Here is a 20,696-nt window from a genome sequence, read left to right on the forward strand (position 1 = left end):
ACCGCGAGCTGACACTCGCGATATCAATCAACCAAAGGAATCCCAGCCGAACCTCGAAAGATCCGGCACGGGGTATTACTTGGCACTGACTTTCGGCACGCTGTTGAGTTCTCAAAGAGCGGACGCGTACCAACTCCACCCTCGCGGGCTTCGTCGGAAGCGATCTCTTGTGGCGCCGCACAACGTGTCGGCCCTCTCGGGGAGGTCCGGCGCGCTGGCCCCGGACGGGGTCTCGCGCGGCGCAGAGAGAAAGTTACGTGGCTCCGCGGGCGGTGTCAAACCGGCCGGTGGTGACGCCCGCCACCGCACCGCCACACCCTGCACACCGGTCGTTCACCGTGGCGCGGACGCGCTGGTCAGGCGCCCCGACGCACCCCGGCGACCGCCCGCTTGCCACGCCGCAGCACGAGCCAGCCGCCCGGCAGCCACGCCCCGTCGCCCGGGACGACCTCGCCGTCGGTCACCCTCTCGTTGTTCAGGTAGGCGCCGCCCTCCTTCACCGTGCGGCGGGCCTCGGAGAGGCTGCCCACGAGGCCCGTCTGCTGCAGCAGCTGGGCGACGGTCGGCACCTCCTCCCCCACCGTGACGCTGCCGGCCTCCTGCAGCGCCGCGCCGAGAGTGGCGGCGTCCAGCGCGGCCAGGTCGTCGCGGCCGAAGAGGGCGCGCCCCGCCGCCTCCGCCTGGCGCAGCTGCTCCTCGCCGTGCACGAGCCGGGTCAGCTCCTCGGCCAGCGCGCGCTGGGCGGTCCGGGCCGCCGGGCGCTCGATGCTCTCCGCGATGAGCGCCTCCACCTCCTCGGCCGGGCGCTCGGAGTACAGCGGCAGCCAGGAGCGGGCGTCGGCGTCGTCGGCGTTGAGCCAGAACTGGAAGAACGCGTACGGCGAGGTGAGCGACGGGTCCAGCCACACGGCGCCGCCCTCGGTCTTGCCGAACTTCGTGCCGTCGGACTTGGTGACCAGCGGCGTGGAGAGCGCGTGCACCCGGGCACCCGACGTCCGGCGCACCAGGTCGATCCCGGCGGTGAGGTTGCCCCACTGGTCGGAGCCACCGGTCTGCAGCGTGACGCCGTGCCGGCGGTGCAGCTCGCGGTAGTCGTTGGCCTGCAGGATCTGGTAGCTGAACTCGGTGTAGCTGATGCCGGCCTCGGAGTTCAGCCGGGCCGACACCGCCTCCTTGGCCAGCATCTGGCTGACGCGGAAGTGCTTGCCGATGTCGCGCAGGAAGTCGATCGCCGACAGCGGCCCGGTCCAGTCGAGGTTGTCCACGTAGATCGGCCCCTTGAGGCCGTCGGCCTCGGCGGGCAGCTCGAGGAGCGGGGCCACCTGCCGGCGGATGCTCGCCACCCAGCCGGCCACGACCTCGGGGTCGTTGAGCTGCCGCTCGGCGGTGGGCCGGGGGTCACCGATCAGACCGGTGGCGCCGCCCACGAGGACGACCGGCTGGTGCCCGGCGCGCTGCAGGGCGCGCATGACCATGTACTGCACCAGGTGACCGACGTGCAGGCTCGGCGCCGTCGGGTCCACCCCGCAGTAGAAGGCGATCGGCCCTTCGGCGAGGTGGGCGCGCAGCGCCTCCTCGTCGGTGCTCTGGGCGATCAGCCCACGGCGGTGCAGGTCGTCGATCACTCCGGCGTCGGAAAGCGTGGTCACGGGGATCCATCCTGCCCGCCGGGCCTGCGGCGCTGCTTCCCACCCGCCCGGAACACGCTGACCGAGGGCGCGCCGGTCTCCCAGAACCGCCAGGGCAGCTCGGTGGCCACGCTGATCCCGACCCGCGGTCCGGCCGACACCGCGGCCGGTGCCGTTCCGCGGTGCAGCCGCACGGGGGACGCCGGGTCCAGCAGGTCGGTGCCGAGGTCCTCCCGGCCGATGGCCAGGGCCTGGGTGAGGCGGGCCGGTCCCCCCGCCAGGTCCCGCGGGGTGCGCGCGGACGGACGTCGCGACCGGGCGAGGTCGGAGCCGAGCACCACCTCGCCGGCGCGCAGCAGCACCGCCGAGCCCTCGCCCTCCGGCCCGACGACGACGTTGGCGCACCAGTGCACGCCGTAGGAGAAGTAGACGTAGAGCCGCCCGGGTGGGCCGAACATGATCGCCGCACGAGGCGTGGGGCCCCGGTGCGAGTGGGCCGAGGGGTCCTCCCCCGAGCCGGAGTACGCCTCGACCTCGGTCAGCCGGAGCGCCACCGACCCCTCCGGCCGGTCGGTGACCAGCCAGCAGCCGAGCAGCGACGGTGCGACGGCGTCCGGCCGCCCGAGCAGGTCCTCCCCGCGGACGAGGGGACCGGGCTCGGACGGCCGGGACGGGTCGTGCGGCGCGCTCAGAGGGCCGCCGCCACCGGGGACGCCGACGCCCAGCGCCCGTGCTCGGCGGCCAGGTCCTTGAGCGAGGCCAGCTGGTCGGCCACCCGCTCGGGCGCCGTCCCACCGCGGGCCTTGCGGGCGGCCAGCGCACCGCGCACCGACAGCACCGACCGGACGTCGGGGGTGAGCCGCTCGTCGATGCCGGCGAGCTGGTCGTCGTCGAGCTGGTCGAGCTCCACGCCGGCCTCCTCGCAGAAGGCGACCATCGCGCCGGAGATCTCGTGCGCCGACCGGAACGGCACGCCCTGGCGGACGAGCCACTCGGCGACGTCGGTGGCCAGCGCGAAGCCCTGGGGCGCCGCGGCCTCCAGCACCTCGGGCCGCAGCGTCAGGGTGGCGATCATCCCGGTGACCGCCGGCAGGACCAGGAGCAGCTGCTCCATGGAGTCGAAGACGAACTCCTTGTCCTCCTGCAGGTCGCGGTCGTAGGCCAGCGGCAGGCCCTTGAGCATCGTGAGGATGCCCGTGACGTTGCCGACCAGCCGGCCGGACTTGCCGCGGGCGAGCTCGGCGATGTCGGGGTTCTTCTTCTGCGGCATGATCGACGACCCGGTCGCCCAGGCGTCGTCCAGACGGGCCCAGCCGAACTCCGTCGACGTCCAGAGCACGACCTCCTCCCCCAGCCGGGAGAGGTGCACCCCGATCAGCGCCGCCGCGAAGCAGAACTCGGCGGCGAAGTCGCGGTCGCTCACGCCGTCGATGGAGTTGTCCGAGGCGCGGTCGAAGCCCAGCTCGGCGGCGACGGCGTCGGGGTCCAGCGGCAGCGACGAGCCGGCCAGGGCGCCGGAGCCGTAGGGGCTGACGGCGGTGCGCCGGTCCCAGTCCCGCAGCCGGTCGACGTCGCGGGCGATGGAGTGCGCGTGGGCGAGCAGCTGGTGGGCGATGAGCACCGGCTGGGCGTGCTGCAGGTGGGTCATGCCGGGCGCGGCGACGTCCTGGTACCGCTCGGCCAGCCCGAGCAGCGCGAACTCCAGCGAGGACAGCTCCCCGACCAGCGCCCGCGCGTGGTGGCGCAGGTACAGCCGCAGGTCGGTGGCGATCTGGTCGTTACGGCTGCGACCGGCGCGCAGCTTCCCGCCGAGCGCGCCGAGCTTCTCGGTGAGACCGCGCTCCAGCGCCTCGTGCACGTCCTCGTCGGACTCGATCGCCGTGAACGTGCCCGCGGCGACCTCCTCGGAGAGGATGCGCAGCGCACCGAGCATCTGCTCGAGCTCGTCCTCGGCCAGCAGCCCGGCCCGGTGCAGCACCCGCGCGTGGGCCCGGGAGCCGGCCAGGTCGAACAGCGCCAGCTTCCAGTCGACGTCGGTGCCCTTGGACAGGGCCGCCATCGCCGGCGAGGGGCCGCCGCCGAAGCGGCCGCCCCAGAGCCGGGTCTGGTTCGGCATCCCGCTCACGAGCCGAGCCGCTGGTCGCGGGCGGCGGCCAGCTTGGACGGCATGCCCCACAGCTGGACGAAGCCCTTGGCCAGGCCCTGGTCGAAGGTGTCGCCGGTGTCGTAGGTGGCCAGGTTGAAGTCGTAGAGCGAGGCGTCGCTGCGGCGTCCGGTGACGACCGCGCGGCCGCCGTGCAGAGTCATCCGGATGTCGCCGGTGACGTGCTGCTGCGACTCGGCGATGAAGGCGTCCAGCGACCGCTTGAGCGGGGAGAACCACAGGCCGTCGTAGACCAGCTCGGTCCAGCGCTGGCTGACCGTCCGCTTGAACCGGGCGAGGTCGCGCTCCACGGTGACCGCCTCCAGCTCGCGGTGCGCGGTGATCAGGGCGATGGCGCCGGGGGCCTCGTAGACCTCGCGGCTCTTGATGCCCACCAGCCGGTCCTCGACCATGTCCAGCCGGCCGACGCCCTGCGCGCCGGCGCGGGCGTTGAGCTGCTCGATGGCCTCCAGCACGGTCACCGGCTTGCCGTCGATCGCGGTGGGGACGCCGGCGGTGAAGCTGATCGTCACCTCGTCGGGCTCACGGGCGACCGAGGGGTCCTGGGTGTACTCGTAGACGTCCTCGATCGGGCCGTTCCAGATGTCCTCGAGGAAGCCGGTCTCCACCGCGCGGCCCCACACGTTCTGGTCGATCGAGTACGGCGACTTCTTGGTGGTGGCGATCGGCAGCCCGCGCTCCTCGGCGAAGGCGATGGCCTTGTCCCGGGTCATGCCCGAGTCGCGCACGGGGGCCAGCACCTGGAGGTCCGGGCCCAGCGCGCCGATGCCGACCTCGAAGCGCACCTGGTCGTTGCCCTTGCCGGTGCAGCCGTGGGCGACCATCGAGGCGCCGTGGTACTTCGCGGCGGCCACGAGGTGCTTGACGATCAGCGGCCGGGACAGCGCGGAGACCAGCGGGTACTCGTCCATGTAGAGCGCGTTGGCCTGCAGCGCCGGCAGGCAGAACTCGTCGGCGTACTCGTCCCGCATGTCGGCGACGATCGACTCCACGGCCCCGCAGTCGAGCGCGCGCTGGCGGATGACCTCCATGTCCTCGCCGCCCTGGCCGACGTCGCCGGCCACGGCGATCACCTCGGCCCCGGTCTCCTCGGCGATCCAGCCGATGGCGACGGAGGTGTCCAGGCCTCCGGAGTAGGCGAGGACGACGCGTTCGGTCACGATGAGCTCTCTTCCAGGTCGGACTGCAGTTCGGGGTACACGGCGGGGGTGCGCTCGGCGAGCGCGCGGAGACGGTCGGCCAGCGCGGGGCCGCCGTCCGGAGCGCGGGAGACGACGAGCAGAGTGTCGTCGCCCGCGATGGTGCCCAGGACGTCGGGGAGGCCGACCTTGTCCAGGGCGGAGGCGAGGAACTGCGCGGCGCCGGGAGGCGTGCGCAGGACGGCGAGGTTGGCGCTGCCCTCGGCGCTGGTGAGCAGGTCGGCCAGCAGCCGGGTCAGCCGGGCCGGCGCGGCCTGCGCCGGGCGCAGCGGGGCGTTCTCCGGAGGCACGACGTAGGACGCCGGGGCGCCGTCCGAACCGCGGAGCTTGACCGCGCCGAGCTCCTCCAGGTCGCGCGAGAGCGTGGCCTGGGTGACCTCGATGCCGGACCCGGCCAGGAGCGTGGCCAGCTGGGTCTGCGAGGTCACCGGCTGGGCCTCGATCAGCTCGCGGATGCGCGCCTGGCGGGCGCTGCGGGTGAGCGCCTGCGTCATCGGTCGAGCAGCCACATCAGCAGCGCCTTCTGCGCGTGCAGCCGGTTCTCGGCCTCGTCCCAGACCGCGCTCTGCGGGCCGTCGATGACCGACGCGGCGATCTCCTTGCCGCGGTAGGCGGGCAGGCAGTGCAGGACGACGGCGTCGTCGGCGGCGCGGGCCAGCGCGGCGTCGTCGACCGAGTACGGCAGGAACGGCGCGACGCGTGCCTCGTACTCGGCCTCCTGCCCCATGGAGACCCAGGTGTCGGTCACCAGGACGTCCGCGCCGTCGGCGGCGGCCGCCGCGTCGGCGGTCCAGGCGACCGAGCCACCGGTCTCGGCGGCGATCTCCGCGGCCTTCTTCAGCACGTCCGGGTCGGGCTGGAACGCCTCGGGCGAGCCGATCCGCACGTGCATGCCGGCGGTCGCGCCGCCGAGCAGGTAGGAGTGCGCCATGTTGTTGGCGCCGTCGCCGAGGTAGGTCATCGACCGGCCGGCCAGCGAGCCCTTGCGCTCGATGACCGTCTGCAGGTCGGCCAGGATCTGGCAGGGGTGGAACTCGTCGGTGAGCGCGTTGACCACCGGCACCCGGCTGACCGCCGCCATGGCGTCGATGCGCTCCTGGCCGGCGGTGCGCCACACGATCGCGGCCGTCTGCCGGTCGAGCACGCGGGTGGTGTCCTCGATCGGCTCGCCGCGGCCCAGCTGGCTGCTGCCGGCGTCGATGACCAGCGGGTAGCCGCCGAGCTCGGCGACGCCGATGGAGAAGGACACCCGGGTGCGGGTCGAGGGCTTGTCGAAGAGGACGGCGACCGCCTTCGGCACGCCGTTGGCCGCGCGCAGCGGGGTGGGCGCCTGCTCGGTGTGCCGGGTCCGCTTGAGCTCGGCGGCCAGGGCCAGCACCTCGGCCTGCTCGGCCGGGGTGAGGTCGTCGTCCCGGAGGAAGTGGCGGGTCACTGGCCGGCCTCCTGGAGAGCGGTGTCGAGAGCCGCGGGCAGGGCGGCGACGAAGGCGTCGACCTGGGCGTCGGTGAGCACGAGCGGCGGGGCGAGCCGGAGCACGCCCGGCGCGACCGCGTTGGTGAGGAAGCCGGCGGTGCGCAGCTCGGTCTCCAGCGCCGGGGCGACGTCGGCGGTGAGGACGACGCCGAGCAGCGCGCCCCTCCCCCGGACGGCGCTGACGCCGGTGTGGCCCAGCCCCTCGATGCCGGCGGTGAACCGGTGCTCGAGCTCCTTGGCCCGCTCCAGCAGGCCCTCGTCGCGGATGGTGTCGAGCACGGCCAGGGCAGCGGCGGCGGCGATCGGGTTGCCGCCGAAGGTGGAGCCGTGCGAGCCGGCGGTCAGCAGGTCGGCCGCGTCGCCGAAGGCGAGCATCGCGCCGATCGGCAGCCCACCGCCCAGCGCCTTGGCCAGGGTGATCACGTCGGGCTGCAGCCCGTCGGCCTGGGAGGCGAACCAGTGCCCGGTGCGGCCGGTGCCGGTCTGCACCTCGTCGACGGCGAACAGCGCGCCGGCGTCCTTCGCGGCGGCGGCGGCGGCGGCCAGGTAGCCGGACGGCGCGGGCAGCACGCCACCCTCGCCGAGCATCGGCTCGAGCAGCACCATCGCCGTCTGCTCGCCCACGGCCGCGGTCAGGGCGGAGGCGTCGCCGTAGGGCACGTAGGACACCCCGCCGGGCAGCGGCGCGAACGCCGCCGCCTTGGACGGCTGGCCGGTGAGCGCGAGCGCGCCCATGGTCCGGCCGTGGAACGCCCCCTCGGCGGTGATCACCTGCGGGCGGCCGGTGAGCCGGCTGACCTTGAACGCCGCCTCGTTGGCCTCGGCGCCGGAGTTGCAGAAGAAGACCCGGCCCGGCCGGCCGGCCAGCTCGAGCAGCCGCTCGGCCAGCAGCACACCGGGCTCGTGCATCGCCAGGTTGGAGACGTGGCCGAGCTTCGCCGCCTGGGTGGAGATCGCCTCGACGACCCGGGGGTGCGCGTGGCCGAGGATCGTCGTCGCGATGCCGCCGAGCAGGTCGGTGTACTCGCGGCCGTCGACGTCCCAGACCTGCGCGCCCGCGCCGTGGTCCAGGGCGACCGGCGGGGTCTTGTAGTTGCCCATCATCACCGCGGACCAGCGGCGGGCCAGCTCCTCCGTGTGCGTCGTCATGCTGACCCCTCCTTCGCAGTCCCGGCAGGGACGACCATCGTCCCGGTGCCCTCGGTCGTGAACATCTCCAGCAGCAGGGCGTGCGGCGTCCGCCCGTCGACGACGGTGGCCCGCTTCACCCCGCTCTCCACCGCCCGCAGGCAGGCGGCCATCTTCGGGACCATCCCCGCGTCCAGCTCCGGGAGGATCTCGGCGAGCTCGCGGGCGTCGATCTGCTGCACCAGCGAGCCGCGGTCGGGCCAGTCGGCGTAGAGGCCCTCGACGTCGGTGAGGACGACGAGCTTCACCGCGCCCAGCGCCGCGGCCAGCGCGGCCGCCGCGGTGTCGGCGTTGACGTTGTGCACCACGCCGTCGGCGTCGGGGGCGACGCTGGCCACGACCGGGATCTGCCCGGCCTCGATCAGCGCGGTCACCGGCGTGGTGTCGACGGCGACCACGTCGCCGACCAGGCCGACGTCGACCGGCTCCCCGTCGATGACCGCCGCCGTCCGGCGGGCGGTGAGCAGCCCGCCGTCCTCGCCGGACAGGTGCACGGCCAGGGGGCCGTGCTGGTTGATCAGGCCGACGATGTCGGGGCCCACCTGGCCGGTGAGCACCATGCGGACGACGTCGATCGTCTCCGGGGTGGTGACCCGCAGGCCGCCGCGGAACTCGCTGCCGATCCCGAGCCGGGTGAGCATCTCGGTGATCTGCGGACCGCCGCCGTGCACGACGACGGGCAGGATGCCGCAGGTCCGCAGGAAGACCATGTCCTCGGCGAAGGCGCGGCGGCACTCGTCGTCGACCATCGCGTGGCCGCCGTACTTGATCACCACGACGTTGCCGTGGAACTCGCGCAGCCACGGCAGCGCGCCGGTGAGGACGGCGACCTTCCGGGCGTCGCCCTCGGGGTCGGTGCGCCGCATCACCCGCTGGGTGCCGATCCGCCGCGGCGGTGTGACGAGGTCGATCGCGACGTCCGGCGGGGTCGGGTCCTGCGCGTTGTCGTCGTGGACCGTGGTGACGTGCGGTTCGGGGTCGGAGCTCATGTGGAGTACGCCGAGTTCTCGTGCACGTAGGCGATGGACAGGTCGTTGGTCCAGATGGTGGCCTCCTCGGCGCCGGCCTTCAGGTCGACGTCGATGGTGATGCCCCGGCCGGTGAGGTCGACGCCCTCGCGGGGGTCGCCGATGGAACCGCCGCGGCAGACGGTGACGCCGTTGATGGTGACGTCGACCTGGTCGGCCTCGAAGGCGGCGTCGGTGGTGCCGATGGCGGCGAGCACCCGGCCCCAGTTGGGGTCGTTGCCGAACAGCGCCGTCTTGAGCAGGTTGTTGCGGGCGCAGGCCCGGCCGGCGGTCAGCGCGTCCTCGACGGTGGCCGCGTTGCGGACGGTGATCGCGATGTCCTTGGTCGAGCCCTCGGCATCGGCCAGCAGCTGCATCGCGAGGTCGGTGCACGCCGCGGTGAGCGCCTCGGTGAGCTGCTCCTCGCTCGGCGTGAGCCCGCCCGCGCCGTTGGCCATGACGATCACGGTGTCGTTCGTCGAGAGGCAGCCGTCGGAGTCGACCCGCTCGAAGCTGAGGCTGGTCGCGGTCTTCAGCGCCCGCTGCAGGACGTCGGGGTCGGCGGCGGCGTCGGTGGTGAGGACGACGAGCATCGTGGCCAGGCTCGGCGCGAGCATGCCGGCGCCCTTGGCCATGCCGCCGACGGTGAACCCGTCCCGCTGCTGGGCGGTCGTCTTGGGCACGGTGTCGGTGGTCATGATCGCCCGCGCGGCGTCCGGGCCGCCGTCCTCGGACAGCGCCGTCGCCGCGGCGGAGACACCGGCCGTCAGCTTGTCCATGGGCAGCCGCATGCCGATCAGCCCGGTGCTGGCGACGGCGACGTCGATGGCACCGAGGCCGAGCTCGGCGGCGGCGTGCTCGGCGGTGGCGTGGGTGTCCTGGAAGCCCTCCGGGCCGGTGCAGGCGTTGGCCCCCCCCGAGTTGAGGACGACGGCCCGGCACCGCTGGCCGGCCAGGACCTGGCGGCTCCAGAGCACCGGGGCGGCCGGGAAGCGGTTGGTGGTGAAGACGGCGGCGGCGACGTCGTCCGGTCCGGTGTTGAGCACGACGGCGACGTCGGGGTCGCCGCTGCTCTTGAGGCCGGCGGCGACGCCGGCGGCGGAGAACCCCTGCGGGGCGGTGACGGTCACTGGGCGTCCTCTGGCGCGAGGGTGGTCACGGAGCTACTCCAACCAGGGGGAGGCCGGTGGTCTCGGGCAGGCCCAGGGCGAGGTTGGCGCACTGGATCGCCGCTCCCCCGGTGCCCTTGGTCAGGTTGTCGACGGCGGCGACCACGACCAGCCGGCCGGCGTCGGGGTCGACGGCGACCTGGAGCGCGACGGTGTTGGCGCCGAGCACCTGGGCGGTGGTCGGCCACTGGCCCTCGGGCAGCAGGTGCACGAACGGCTCGTCGCCGTAGGCCCGCTCGTAGGCGGCGCGGGCAGCCTCGGCGGTCACCCCCGGCTGCAGCTTCGCGGAGCAGGTGGCGAGGATGCCCCGGCTCATCGGGACCAGCGTCGGCGTGAAGCTGACGGTCACGTCGGCGCCGGCCGCCTGGGACAGCCCCTGGATCATCTCCGGCGTGTGCCGGTGCACCCCGCCGACGCCGTAGGCGCTGACCGAGCCCATGACCTCGCTGCCCAGCAGGTGCGGCTTGGCGGACTTGCCGGCGCCGCTCGTGCCGCTGGCGGCGACGACCACCACCTCGGGCTCGACCAGGCCGGCGGCCAGCGCCGGGGCCATCGCGAGCGTGACCGAGGTCGGGTAGCAGCCGGGGACGGCGATCCGCCGGGCCTTGCTCAGCTCCTCCCGCTGACCGGGGAGCTCGGGCAGGCCGTAGGGCCAGGTGCCGGGGTGGTCACCGCCGTACCAGCGCGCCCACGCCGCGGGGTCGTTCAGCCGGTGGTCGGCGCCGCAGTCGATGACGAGGGTGTCCTCGGGCAGCTGGGCGGCGATCGCCGCGGACTCGCCGTGCGGCAGGGCGAGGACGACGACGTCGTAACCGGCCAGGTCCGCGGCATCGCTGCCCTGGACGACCAGATCGGCGAACGGGAGCAGGTGGGGCTGCAGCTCACCCAGGCGTCGGCCGGCGCTCGAGTTGGCGTGCACCCCGGCCAGCGTCAGGTTCGGGTGCCCGGCCAGCAGCCGGCACACCTCTCCCCCCGCGTACCCGGTGGCGCCGGTGACCCCGACCGTCCACGTCTGCCCTGCGTTCACGATGCATGACCATACACGGGCATGCATGAACGTTCACACCCGGTTTCCCAGCGTGCTTCCAGTCACCGTGCGTGCTTCTGTCAGCACGGGGAGGCACAGTGGCGGGTGTCGGGCGAACCTCGCCGGACGGGGAGGAGCCCACCATGACCACCAGCATCTCGACCGCGCACGGTGCCCCCCTCGGCGGGATCGACCTGGTGGACGGCGAGGACGGCCCCGTGCTCCGGCTCCGCGGCGAGATCGACACCGCGGCCGTCGCCGCCTGGGACGCCGCCGGGACGTCGCTGGACCGGGCGCCGGTCGCCGTCGACGTCTCCGGCACCACGTTCCTCGACTGCCGCGGCCTGCGACTGCTCGTCCGGGCCACCGAGGCGACCCGCCGGACCGGCCGGCTCCCCGAGCTCCGCCGGCCGTCGCGCTCCGTCCGCCGGCTGGTCGACCTCACCGGCGCAGCCCCGCTGTTCGCGACGGTGGCCTGACAACCCCCACGAGCTTTCGGTACCGAAAGCTCGTGGGGGTTCAGCCCAGCGGGTCGGTGTCGCCGTAGGGGCGCAGCCGCAGCTGACGGGCGGCGTCCTCGGGGATGACCGCCTTCAGCGCGTCGAGGTCGTCGGCGCCGGCGCGCAGCAAGCGGCCGGACCACTGGTCCAGCTCACCCGCGGCGATCGCGCCGACCAGCTCGACCACGCGCTCCGGCGGCGTCCAGTCCTCGAAGCCCTGCCACATGTGCATGGACCGGGTCATCGGGGTGTCGACCACGCCGGGCGCGACGTCGAAGGCTCGCACGTCGGAGCCCTCCAGCGCGCCGGCCAGCGCCTCGGTCATCCGCATGAGCCCGGTCTTGGCCACCGAGTAGGCGGAGTACTCCGGCCGTGCCCGCACGCTCATCCCGCTGCCCAGGCTGACGACCCGGCCGCGGTTGCGCAGCACCATCCACGGGACGACGGTCCGCGCCAGCAGGAAGCCGCCCTTCACGTGGCTGGTGACGACGTCCCACCACTGGTCGGGGTCGGCCTCCCAGAGCGGGACCTCGAGCTCGTCGATCAGGCCGGCGTTGTTGACCAGCAGGTCGACCGGCCCGAGCTCCTCGCGCACCCGGCCGACGGCGTCCTCGACCGACGCGCGGTCGGTGACGTCCGCGGCGACGGCGAGCGTGCGACCCCCGGTCGCCTCGGCGACCTCGACCATGGCGGTGCGCAGCCGCTCCTCGCCGCGGGCCAGCCCGGCCACGGCCATGCCGCGGCGGGCCAGCCCCTCGACGAGGTGCCGGCCGATGCCGGTCGACGCCCCGGTGACCAGCGCGACGCCGCTAGGCACGGACCGAGGCCCCGGTCGCCTCGGCGGCGGCGGCCGCGGCTGCGTCGCGCACCGCCGTCGCCTCCTCGCTGGTGAGCGTCCGGTCCGGCGCGCGCAGCGTGAGCGCGTACGCCAGCGACCGGGAGCCCGCCGGCACCGGGGACCCGGTGTAGACGTCGAACAGCCGCAGCGACTCCAGCAGCTCCCCCGCACCCGACCGCAGCGCGGCGGTCACCGCGGACGACGGGACGTCGTCGGCGACCACCAGCGCGAGGTCGATGTGCACCGGCGGGAACGCCGAGATGCTGGGGCCGACCGGCACCGACGACGCCGGCAGCGCGTCGACGTCGAGCTCCATGACCGACGTGCGGGCGGGCAGCTCCAGCGCCGCGCACACCCGCGGGTGCAGCTCGCCGGCATACCCGACGACGGACTCCCCCACGAGCAGCTCGGCGCAGCGGCCCGGGTGCCAGGGCGCCCGCTCCCCCGCCCGCACGGTCAGCTCGACGCCGGACGCGGCGGCCACCCGGCGCGCCGCCTCGACGGCGTCCTGCCAGCCGGCCGGGCGGCCCGCGCCCCACCAGCCGCGCGGCTCGCGGTTGCCGGTCAGCGCCACGGCCACGTGCCACGGCTGCTCCGGCACCGCGCCCAGCAGGGCGGCGAGCGTCTCGTCGTCCGGACGCCCCTCGACGCCGGGCAGCGGCGCGGAGCTGCGCACCCCACCGGGGAAGACGGCGCCGTGCTCGAACAGCGCCAGGTCGCGCTGGCCCCGCGAGAGGTTGCGGGCCAGCGTGGCCAGCAGGCCGGGCAGCAGCGTCGTCCGCAGCGCCGGCTCCTCCTCGGACAGCGGGTTGCGCACCAGCACCGCCTTCCGGCGCTCGTCGTCCTCGGCCAGACCGAGGGCGTCCAGCGCCGGGGTGCCGACGAACGGGTAGGACGGCGCCTCGACGTAGCCGGTCTCGGCCAGCGCCCGGCCGATCGCGCGGCGGCGGCGCTGCACCTCGGTGAGCCCCCGCCCCGGCGGCGCGGTCGGCAGCACCGACGGGATGTCGTCGTAGCCGGCGAGCCGGACGACCTCCTCGACCAGGTCGGCCGGATCGGTCAGGTCGGGCCGCCACGACGGCGGCGTCACCTGCAGGTCGGCGCCGTCACCGTCGACCGTGCAGCCCACCGCGCCGAGCAGCTCCACGACCTGGCCGGGCGTGTAGGCCACGCCGGCCACGCGCGCGGGGCGGCTCGCGTCGAGCGGGATCACCGGGCGGGGCGCGCGGGTGTCGACGTCGACCAGCCCGCCGACGACCGTGGCGCCACCGTGCTCGGCCAGCAGCTGCGCGGCGCGGGCCAGGGCGACGACGGTCATCTCGGGGTCGACGCCGCGCTCGAAGCGCTTGGCCGCCTCGCTGGGCAGCCGGTGCCGGCGCGCGGTGCGGGCCACCCCGGTGGGCTCCCAGTGCGCCGCCTCCAGCAGCACCGAGGTCGTCCCGTCGCCGATCTCGGTGGAGGCGCCGCCCATGACCGCGGCCAGGCCGATCGGGCCGGTCTCGTCGGTGATCAGCAGGTCGTCGCCGGCGGCGAGGGTCCGCGTGCTGCCGTCGAGGGTCTCCAGCCGCTCGCCATCGCGGGCCAGCCGCACGGTGATCGGGCCGCTGACCTTGCCCCGGTCGAAGGCGTGCATCGGCTGGCCGAGCTCGAGCATCACGTAGTTGGTGACGTCGACGGCCAGCGAGATGCTGCGGACCCCGGACTGGGCCAGCCGCCGGCGCATCCACCACGGGCTGGGTGCCGTCGGGTCGAGGCCCTCCAGCGCGATCATCGAGAAGCGGTCGCAGCGCCCCGGGTCGGCGACGGAGACGTCCCACGCCGGCTCGCCGGACCAGGCCGGCGGGGTGGCCGCGCCCGGGTCGCGCCACGGCGCGGCCAGCCCGGTGCCCATCTCGCGGGCGATGCCGCGCATGGACAGGCAGTACCCGCGGTCGGGGGTGACCGCCAGCTCGATGACGACGTCGTCCAGGCCGGTGACCGGACCGGCCGGCGTCCCCGGCGGCGGGACGTCCTCGCCCTCGCCGCCCAGGACCAGGATGCCGGCGTGGTCCTCGCCGAGGCCGAGCTCGCGGACCGAGCAGATCATCCCGTCGGAGATCCGGTCGTAGGTCTTCCGGCTCGCGATCGCGAAGCCGCCGGGCAGCACCGCCCCGGGCAGCGCGACGACGACGGTGTCGCCGACGGCGAAGCTCCGCGCGCCGCAGACGATGCCCCTCGGGGCGTCCTCGCCCACGTCGACCTGGCAGAACCGGATCGGCTTCTTGAAGCCGGTCAGCTCCTCGATCTCCAGGACCTTGCCGACGACGAGCGGGCCGGCGACCTGCTCGGGCCGGTGGATCTCCTCGACCTCGAGGCCCAGGCGAACGAAGGCGGTGTCGAGGTCCTCGACCGACGTCCCGGCGGGGACGTCGACGTACTCGGCCAGCCAGCCGATGGGAACTCTCACTGCTCCACTCCGAATGCCGTGGTGAACCGGACGTCGCCCTCGACGATGTCGCGCATGTCGCCGACGCCGGAGCGGAACTGCAGGGCCCGCTCGATGCCGAGGCCGAAGGCGAAGCCGGAGTACTCCTCCGGGTCGACGCCGCAGGCGACGAGCACCCGCGGGTTGACCATCCCGCAGCCGCCCCACTCGACCCAGCGGGGGCCGTCGCGGTGCTCGGGGAACCAGACGTCGAACTCCGCCGACGGCTCGGTGAACGGGAAGTACGACGGCCGCCAGCGGGTGACCGCGTCGGCGCCGAACAGGATCCGGGCGAGGTGGTCCAGCGTGCCGCGCAGGTGCGCCATCGTCAGCCCGCGGTCGATCGCCAGGCCCTCGACCTGGTGGAAGACCGGGGTGTGCGTCGCGTCGAGCTCGTCGGTCCGGTACACCCGGCCCGGCGCGACGACGTAGATCGGCGGCGTGCGCGACAGCATGGTCCGGGCCTGCACGGGGCTGGTGTGCGTGCGCAGCACCAGGCCGGAGTCCTCCGGCGCGACGAAGAAGGTGTCCATCATCGTGCGCGCCGGGTGGTCGCGGCCGATGTTGAGCGCGTCGAAGTTCAGCCACTCGGCCTCGAGCTCGGGCCCGTCGGCTACCTCGTAGCCCATGCCCACGAAGATGTCGGCGATCCGGTCGGTGAGCGTGGTCAGCGGGTGCCGGGCGCCGCGCGGGGTGCGGTCCCAGGGCAGCGTGACGTCGACCCGCTCCTCGGCCAGCACCCGGGCGTCCCGCTCGGCCTCGAGCTCGGCCAGCCGGATCTCGTAGGCCTCGGTCACCGCCACGCGGGCGGCGTTGACCCGCTTGCCGGCGTCGGCCCGGGCTGCGGGGGGCAACGCGCCGAGCTCGCGGCGGGCCAGCAGCACCGGCCCCCGGTCGCCGAGGTGCGCCGGGCGCACCGCGGCCAGCTCCTCGAGGGACCCGGCGCCCGCGAACGCCGTGCGGGCGGAGCTCACCGCCTCGTCGAGGGCCTCGGGCGAGAGCGCGGCGACCTGTTTCGGGTCGTAGGGATCGTTGGCGCCAGACACGGGAGGCCATTCTGCCCGTCGTGCGGTCCGGACCGCGCCTGGGTTCGGCTGCGCCGCGTTCCTGCCGGACCTCGCACGAGGTCTGCCGTTCCGGCCGGTGCCGGCGGGCCAGGTCGGAGCCCGGTGCTACAACGGCGTCGTGGCCGTCGTCCTCGCGCTCGCCTCGGCCGTCGTCTACGGGGCCTCGGACTTCCTCGGCGGCCTGTCCAGCCGGCGCGCGCCCGTGTTCGGCGTCGTCGCCGTCTCCCAGGTCGCCGGGCTGACCGCCCTCCTGCTCCTGCTGCCGTGGCTGGGGGGGCCCACGACGGCGGCCGACCTGGCCTGGGGTGCCGGCGCCGGGCTCGCCGGCGCGGCCGGGCTGCTGCTCTTCTTCCGGACGCTGGCCACGGGTGTGATGAGCGTGGTCGCCCCGGTGACGGCGGTGACCGCCGCCGCGGTGCCGGTGCTGGTCGGCCTGCTCGGCGGTGACCGGATCGGCGCGTGGGCGGCGGCCGGCATCGTGCTCGCGCTCGTCGCGGTGGTGCTGGTCTCGGCGGAGGGCGGGCTCGGGGCGCTGCGCGCGGCGCGGCCGGCCAGCATCGGCCCGGCGTTGGTCGCGGGGGTGGCCTTCGGCCTGTTCTTCGTGCTGCTCGACCGGACCGGATCCGAGTCCGGGCTCACGCCGCTGGTCGCCGCCCGGGTGGCCTCGGTGCTCATGGTGCTGACCGTCGCCTCCGCCGGCCGCAGGGCGCTGCGGGTGCCGCGCGTGGCACTGCCGCTGGTCCTGCTCTCCGGGATCGGCGACATGGCCGCCAACGGTTTGTTCCTCCTCGCCGCCCAGGTCGACGGCCCGCTCGCCGTCGTCGGCGTCCTCACGGCCCTCTACCCGGTGAGCACGGTGGTCCTCGCCCAGCTGGTCCTGCGGGAGCGGCTGGTGCCCGCGCAGGCGGCCGGGCTGGCCACCGCGGCCGGCGCCGTCGTCCTCATCACGCTGCCCGGCTGACCTCCCCCCTCGGGGTGAGCCGGCCGTCCCCGGCTTGGCCCGCGCGGGCGGCCGGCCGATGGCAGGACGTGGTCCCGACTCCTCCTCAGCCGGACGCGGCTGCCCTGGCGCGCGCGCTGGACGGCGGCGTGCGCAGCGTGTTCCAGCCGATCGTCGAGCTCGACACCGGCCGGGTCGTCGCCTACGAGGCGCTGGCCCGCGGACCCGAGGGGCCGCTCGAGCGGCCCGACCAGCTCTTCGCCGCGGCGCGGGCCGCCGGCCTGCTCACCGAGCTCGACGAGGCCTGCCGCGAGGCCGCCTTCCGCGGCGCCGTCGAGCACGGGCTGCTCGACCCGCTGACCGTCTTCGTCAACGTCGAACCCGAGGTGCTGGACTCCGCGCCCCTGTCCGACCTGCTCGCTCTCGCCGAGTCCGCGCCGCGGGCCCTGCGGGTCGTGCTCGAGGTGACCGAGCGCGCGCTGGCCGCCCGGCCGGCGGAGCTGCTCCGCACCGTCGAGCGGGTCCGCCGCTTCGGGTGGGGCGTGGCCCTCGACGACGTCGGCGCCGATCCCATGTCGCTGTCGTTCATGCCGCTGCTGCGCCCCGACGTGGTCAAGCTCGACCTGCGCCTGGTCCAGGAGCGGCCCGGCCCGGAGATCGCGCAGATCATGAACGCGGTCAACGCCTACGCGGAGAGCACCGGCGCGCTCGTGCTCGCCGAGGGCATCGAGACCGAGGCGCACCTGGCCACCGCCCGCGCGCTCGGCGCGGAGCTCGGCCAGGGCTGGCTGTTCGGCCGCCCGGCGGCGGGGCCGGTCGAGGGCCGCGAGGTGGCCGGCCTGGTGCTGCCGCCGCAGGGCTGCGCCGAGGAGGGCCTCGACGGGTCGCCGTTCCGCTGCCTGCCGCCCTCCGCCCGGCTCCGGCACGCCCCCAAGGCGCTGCTGATCGAGCTGAGCAAGCAGCTGGAGCGGGAGGCGGTGCGGGTGGGCGAGACCTGCGTCGTCGGTGCCACCTTCCAGGAGGCCCGCCACCTCACCCCCGCGACCGTCGTGCGGTACCGGGAGCTGGCCGGCGCGACCGGCTTCGTCTGCGCGCTCGGCGAGGGCGTGCCCACCGAGCCGGTGCCCGGCGTGCGCGGCGCCGACCTGGCCGCCGACGACCCGGTGCGCGGCGAGTGGGACCTCGTCGTCCTCGGGCCGCACTTCGCCGCCGCCCTGCTGGCCCGCGACCTCGGCTCTCCGGGTCCGGAGCGCGAGCGGCAGTTCGAGTACGCCCTCACGTACGAGCGGGCGACCGTGGTCCGCGCCGCCCAGGCGCTGCTCTCCCGCGTCGCGCCCCGCTCCCCCGGCGCCGTGCCTCCCGCGCCCGTCGCCCTCCTCCGCCCGCTGCCGCCGGTGCCCGCGCCGCGCTCCGCCGACTCCGCGCACCGGGCCGTCCTCGACGACCTGGGCGCCACCGATCCGCTGACCGGGCTGCCCGGCCGCCGGCGCACCGAGGAGCTCCTCGACGTCGCGGTGTGGGACGCCCGCACCGGCTCCGACGCCCTGGCGCTGCTGGTCGTCACCGTCGACGGGCTGGGCGCGGTGGCCGACCGGCTCGGGACGCCGGCCGCCGAGGACCTGCTGCGGACGACGGCCCGCCGGCTGCGCGCCCGGCTGCGCCGCGGCGACGTGCTCGGCCGGATCGGGCCGGGCCGGTTCGCCGTCGCCCTGGGCGCGCTGGCTCCCGACGCCGCGGGCCAGGAGGCCGACCGGATCCGGGCGTCGCTGCTGGAGGCCGTGCGGTCGCCGTTCGTCGTCGCCGGTGAGCCGGTGGTGCTCGACGCGCAGATCGGCACGGCCCTGTGCCCGGCGGACGGCGACGACGTCCCCGCCCTGCTGCGCGCGGCGACGGCCGGCTGGCTGCCCCGGCCGCTCTGACGCCGGTCAGACGTCGGCGGCGTCGTCCAGCAGCTCGACGGGGAACGGCGGCCGGCCGATGCCGGTGACCCGCGTGTTGCCCCACGGGTCGCGCTCGGTCGCCTCCGCCGGCGCGCTGCTGTGCGGGGTGCCGAGCACCACGCGGGTGCGCGGGGCGAGGTCGAGCGCCACCCGCCCGGACCAGACGACGTGCCCGGCCAGCGGGTCGAAGCGGGCACCCAGCGCGGCGTGCGCGGTGCGCTCCGGCTCGCCCTCGACGGCGACGGTCACGTCGCCCTCGTAGCCCTCCGGCTCCTCGTGCCCGCTCATCGCGGCTCCTGGCCGCGCAGGGGTGGCAGCAGCGCGCCCAGCCCCCCGTACGCGAGCGCGGTGAGCTGCTCGACCAGGGCGGGGGCCGGGACGCTGCGGGCGGCCGACCACCAGTGGGCCGACAGCTGCACCATGCCGACGACGCCGTAGGCCCAGGTGAGCGCCGCCTCGGCGGGGCGGCCGGCCGCGGTCAGCCGCTCGCCCATCATGGCGCCCAGCGCCTCGGCGATCTCGCGCTCGGTGGCGGCCACCAGGTCGGGGCGGCCGGCCCGACCGGCGTGGGCGTAGGCGAAGCGGTAGAGCTCCGGCTCGTCCTCGACGAGGGAGACGAAGGCGGCGATGACGGCGGAGAGCCGCTCGCGGTCGTCGGCCCGGTCGATGACCAGCTCGCCGAGCAGCCGCGGCAGCAGGATCGCCTCGGAGATGCGGCCGAGGACGGCGTCGACGAGCTCGTCCTTGTCGCTGAAGTACCGGTAGATGACGGTCTTGGAGACGCCGGCGCTGCGGGCGACGTCGTCGACGCTGAACGCGGGGCCGGTGGCGCGCACGGCCTCGACGGCAGCGGCGACCAGCTCCTCGCGGCGCGCGCGGCGGTGCTCGGTCCACCGGGAGCGGCGTCCGTCGGCCGGCGGAGGGGTGGCCGGTGCTTGCTGACCCGCCACCACCTGTTGCATGTGTTTCACGGTAACAGCTACCTTCCGTCACAGCCTTGCTCGACGACCAGGGGGAGCTCGCCTTGACCGCCACACTGCCGTCCGACGCCGCTGCACGCACCGCCGCCACGCGCCCCGGGGGCAAGTCTCCCGTCGATCGCCAGGCGCTGTCCGCCCGGCTCCTCGGCTCGGCGGCGAAGAAGTCCTACGACCCGGTCGTCGACATCGACTGGACCGCGCCCATCCCGGAGGACCTCTACGGCCTCTCCCCCGAGTGGTCCACCCTGTACGGCACGCCCCTGTGGGAGACGCTCGACCACGTGCAGCGGGTGCGGCTCACCATCCACGAGTACTGCTCGATCTCCGGGATCGGCATCTGGTTCGAGCACCTGCTCATGCAGCTGGTGCTCCGCGACATCTACGGCGACGACCCGGCCCAGCCGCACGTCCAGTGGGCGCTCACCGAGATCGCCGACGAGTGCCGCCACTCGGTCATGTTCGCCCGCACGGCGCAGACCTTCGGGGCGCCGTCCTACGGCCCGCCGCCGGCGCTGCTGAAGCTGGGCAAGGCCTACGCGGCCCGCGCCGACGGACCTGCGGCCTACGCGGCGATCCTGGTGGCCGAGGAGATCCTCGACATCTTCCAGCGCGACCTGATGAAGGACGAGCGGGTGCAGCCGCTGACCCGCGCGACCAGCCAGATCCACGTCGTCGAGGAGGCGCGGCACATGCGCTTCGCCCGCGACGAGGTGGCCCGCCGGACGCCGGAGCTGTCCCGGTGGCAGCTGCGCAAGCACCGGACGCTGGTCGCCGCCTGCGCCGCGATCGTGGCCGAGAACCTGGTGCAGCCGCAGGTGTACGCCTCGGTCGGGCTGGACCCCAAGGAGGCGCGCGCCGCGGCACGCGCCAACGAGCACTACAACGCCAAGCTGCGCGAGGCGTCCTCCGGGCTGGTGTCGTTCCTGCGGGAGGTCGGCCTCATCGGCGGCCCGTCCGAGCGCCTCTGGAAGCGCGCCGGCCTCCTCTAGCTGTACTGACCGGACAGGTTGGTCAAGCGGGTGATGGGTGGCTGACGTCCGGTCGCGGTGTGGGGTCGGTGATGGTTGTACTCGTGGAGCCAGGCCGGGAGGGCCTTGCGGCGTGCTGACTCG

The 20,696-nt window shown here is 74.9% G+C and carries 20 protein-coding genes; 4 read left to right on the forward strand and 16 right to left on the reverse strand.

Translation table 11 applies throughout. The features are described from left to right. Positions 1 to 356: 356 nt before the first annotated feature. The 10 genes from tyrS to argC are packed head-to-tail and all read right to left on the reverse strand — an operon-like array spanning position 357 to position 10,855. A complete protein-coding gene (tyrS, locus tag DQ241_RS20000) occupies positions 357 to 1,649 on the reverse strand; it encodes a tyrosine--tRNA ligase (RefSeq protein ID WP_113831992.1) in 1,293 nt (430 codons plus the stop codon). Continuing rightward, entirely contained in the window at positions 1,646 to 2,353 is a 708-nt protein-coding gene (locus DQ241_RS20005; RefSeq protein ID WP_370444389.1) for a DNA-3-methyladenine glycosylase, read from the reverse strand. Before DQ241_RS20005 ends, tyrS begins: the two co-directional genes overlap by 4 nt. After that, on the reverse strand, positions 2,317 to 3,744 hold the full coding sequence (gene argH, locus DQ241_RS20010) for an argininosuccinate lyase (RefSeq protein ID WP_113831994.1): 1,428 nt from the start codon (positions 3,742 to 3,744) through the stop codon (positions 2,317 to 2,319). Before argH ends, DQ241_RS20005 begins: the two co-directional genes overlap by 37 nt. A 5-nt stretch (positions 3,745 to 3,749) precedes the next feature. After that, positions 3,750 to 4,955 carry an argininosuccinate synthase gene (locus tag DQ241_RS20015; RefSeq protein ID WP_199584788.1) on the reverse strand — a complete coding sequence of 402 codons (1,206 nt, stop codon included), beginning with the start codon at positions 4,953 to 4,955 and terminating at the stop codon, positions 3,750 to 3,752. Then, positions 4,949 to 5,485: an arginine repressor gene (locus tag DQ241_RS20020; protein ID WP_113831998.1), complete on the reverse strand. Its 537-nt coding sequence runs from the start codon at positions 5,483 to 5,485 to the stop codon at positions 4,949 to 4,951. The genes DQ241_RS20015 and DQ241_RS20020 overlap by 7 nt, the downstream gene beginning before the upstream one ends. Next, positions 5,482 to 6,423, reverse strand: a complete 942-nt coding sequence (argF, locus tag DQ241_RS20025; protein WP_113832000.1) for an ornithine carbamoyltransferase — start codon at positions 6,421 to 6,423, stop codon at positions 5,482 to 5,484. The genes DQ241_RS20020 and argF overlap by 4 nt, the downstream gene beginning before the upstream one ends. Then, entirely contained in the window at positions 6,420 to 7,613 is a 1,194-nt protein-coding gene (locus DQ241_RS20030) for an acetylornithine transaminase (RefSeq protein WP_113832002.1), read from the reverse strand. Before DQ241_RS20030 ends, argF begins: the two co-directional genes overlap by 4 nt. Further along, positions 7,610 to 8,641: an acetylglutamate kinase gene (gene argB, locus DQ241_RS20035; protein WP_199584785.1), complete on the reverse strand. Its 1,032-nt coding sequence runs from the start codon at positions 8,639 to 8,641 to the stop codon at positions 7,610 to 7,612. The genes DQ241_RS20030 and argB overlap by 4 nt, the downstream gene beginning before the upstream one ends. Beyond that, complete coding sequence (gene argJ / locus DQ241_RS20040) at positions 8,638 to 9,789, reverse strand: bifunctional glutamate N-acetyltransferase/amino-acid acetyltransferase ArgJ (protein WP_113832004.1); 1,152 nt, start codon at positions 9,787 to 9,789, stop codon at positions 8,638 to 8,640. Before argJ ends, argB begins: the two co-directional genes overlap by 4 nt. A gap of 25 nt (positions 9,790 to 9,814) precedes the next feature. Continuing rightward, entirely contained in the window at positions 9,815 to 10,855 is a 1,041-nt protein-coding gene (gene argC, locus DQ241_RS20045; RefSeq protein WP_233492595.1) for an N-acetyl-gamma-glutamyl-phosphate reductase, read from the reverse strand. Positions 10,856 to 10,998: 143 nt separating this feature from the next. On the opposite strand from argC, the gene DQ241_RS20050 reads away from it, so the two are divergent. Further along, positions 10,999 to 11,334, forward strand: coding sequence for an STAS domain-containing protein (locus DQ241_RS20050; RefSeq protein WP_113832008.1), 336 nt, complete (start codon positions 10,999 to 11,001; stop codon positions 11,332 to 11,334). 40 nt (positions 11,335 to 11,374) lie between these two features. On the opposite strand, the gene DQ241_RS20055 is transcribed toward DQ241_RS20050, so the two are convergent. Genes DQ241_RS20055 through pheS form a run of 3 tightly spaced genes read right to left on the reverse strand, consistent with a single transcriptional unit; the run spans position 11,375 to position 15,703 of the window. Further along, positions 11,375 to 12,172 carry an SDR family oxidoreductase gene (locus DQ241_RS20055; RefSeq protein WP_113832010.1) on the reverse strand — a complete coding sequence of 266 codons (798 nt, stop codon included), beginning with the start codon at positions 12,170 to 12,172 and terminating at the stop codon, positions 11,375 to 11,377. After that, a complete protein-coding gene (gene pheT, locus DQ241_RS20060; protein WP_113832012.1) occupies positions 12,165 to 14,639 on the reverse strand; it encodes a phenylalanine--tRNA ligase subunit beta in 2,475 nt (824 codons plus the stop codon). The genes DQ241_RS20055 and pheT overlap by 8 nt, the downstream gene beginning before the upstream one ends. Then, positions 14,636 to 15,703, reverse strand: coding sequence for a phenylalanine--tRNA ligase subunit alpha (gene pheS, locus DQ241_RS20065; protein WP_113832014.1), 1,068 nt, complete (start codon positions 15,701 to 15,703; stop codon positions 14,636 to 14,638). The genes pheT and pheS overlap by 4 nt, the downstream gene beginning before the upstream one ends. Before the next feature lie 139 nt (positions 15,704 to 15,842). Here pheS and DQ241_RS20070 point away from each other — a divergent pair, with 139 nt between their 5' ends. Both DQ241_RS20070 and DQ241_RS20075 read left to right on the forward strand, forming a co-directional pair. Then, the gene (locus tag DQ241_RS20070; protein WP_113832026.1) at positions 15,843 to 16,685 is read left to right on the forward strand and encodes an EamA family transporter; all 843 of its coding nucleotides are present in this window, start codon (positions 15,843 to 15,845) and stop codon (positions 16,683 to 16,685) included. 68 nt (positions 16,686 to 16,753) lie between these two features. Continuing rightward, the gene (locus tag DQ241_RS20075) at positions 16,754 to 18,583 is read left to right on the forward strand and encodes an EAL domain-containing protein (RefSeq protein ID WP_113832016.1); all 1,830 of its coding nucleotides are present in this window, start codon (positions 16,754 to 16,756) and stop codon (positions 18,581 to 18,583) included. 6 nt (positions 18,584 to 18,589) lie between these two features. Here DQ241_RS20075 and DQ241_RS20080 read toward each other — a convergent pair whose 3' ends face one another. Next, positions 18,590 to 18,892 carry a DUF4873 domain-containing protein gene (locus DQ241_RS20080; RefSeq protein ID WP_113832018.1) on the reverse strand — a complete coding sequence of 101 codons (303 nt, stop codon included), beginning with the start codon at positions 18,890 to 18,892 and terminating at the stop codon, positions 18,590 to 18,592. Beyond that, complete coding sequence (locus DQ241_RS20085) at positions 18,889 to 19,566, reverse strand: TetR/AcrR family transcriptional regulator (RefSeq protein ID WP_113832020.1); 678 nt, start codon at positions 19,564 to 19,566, stop codon at positions 18,889 to 18,891. Before DQ241_RS20085 ends, DQ241_RS20080 begins: the two co-directional genes overlap by 4 nt. A 62-nt stretch (positions 19,567 to 19,628) precedes the next feature. Here DQ241_RS20085 and DQ241_RS20090 point away from each other — a divergent pair, with 62 nt between their 5' ends. Then, on the forward strand, positions 19,629 to 20,573 hold the full coding sequence (locus DQ241_RS20090) for a diiron oxygenase (RefSeq protein WP_199584787.1): 945 nt from the start codon (positions 19,629 to 19,631) through the stop codon (positions 20,571 to 20,573). On the opposite strand, the gene DQ241_RS20095 is transcribed toward DQ241_RS20090, so the two are convergent. Then, positions 20,570 to 20,696: integrase core domain-containing protein (locus DQ241_RS20095; protein ID WP_147252418.1), on the reverse strand; the 127-nt coding region annotated here is incomplete at its 5' end. The genes DQ241_RS20090 and DQ241_RS20095 overlap by 4 nt on opposite strands.

The organism is Blastococcus sp. TF02A-30 (genome assembly GCF_003319185.1).
In the GTDB taxonomy this organism is placed as follows: Bacteria; Actinomycetota; Actinomycetes; order Mycobacteriales; family Geodermatophilaceae; genus Blastococcus.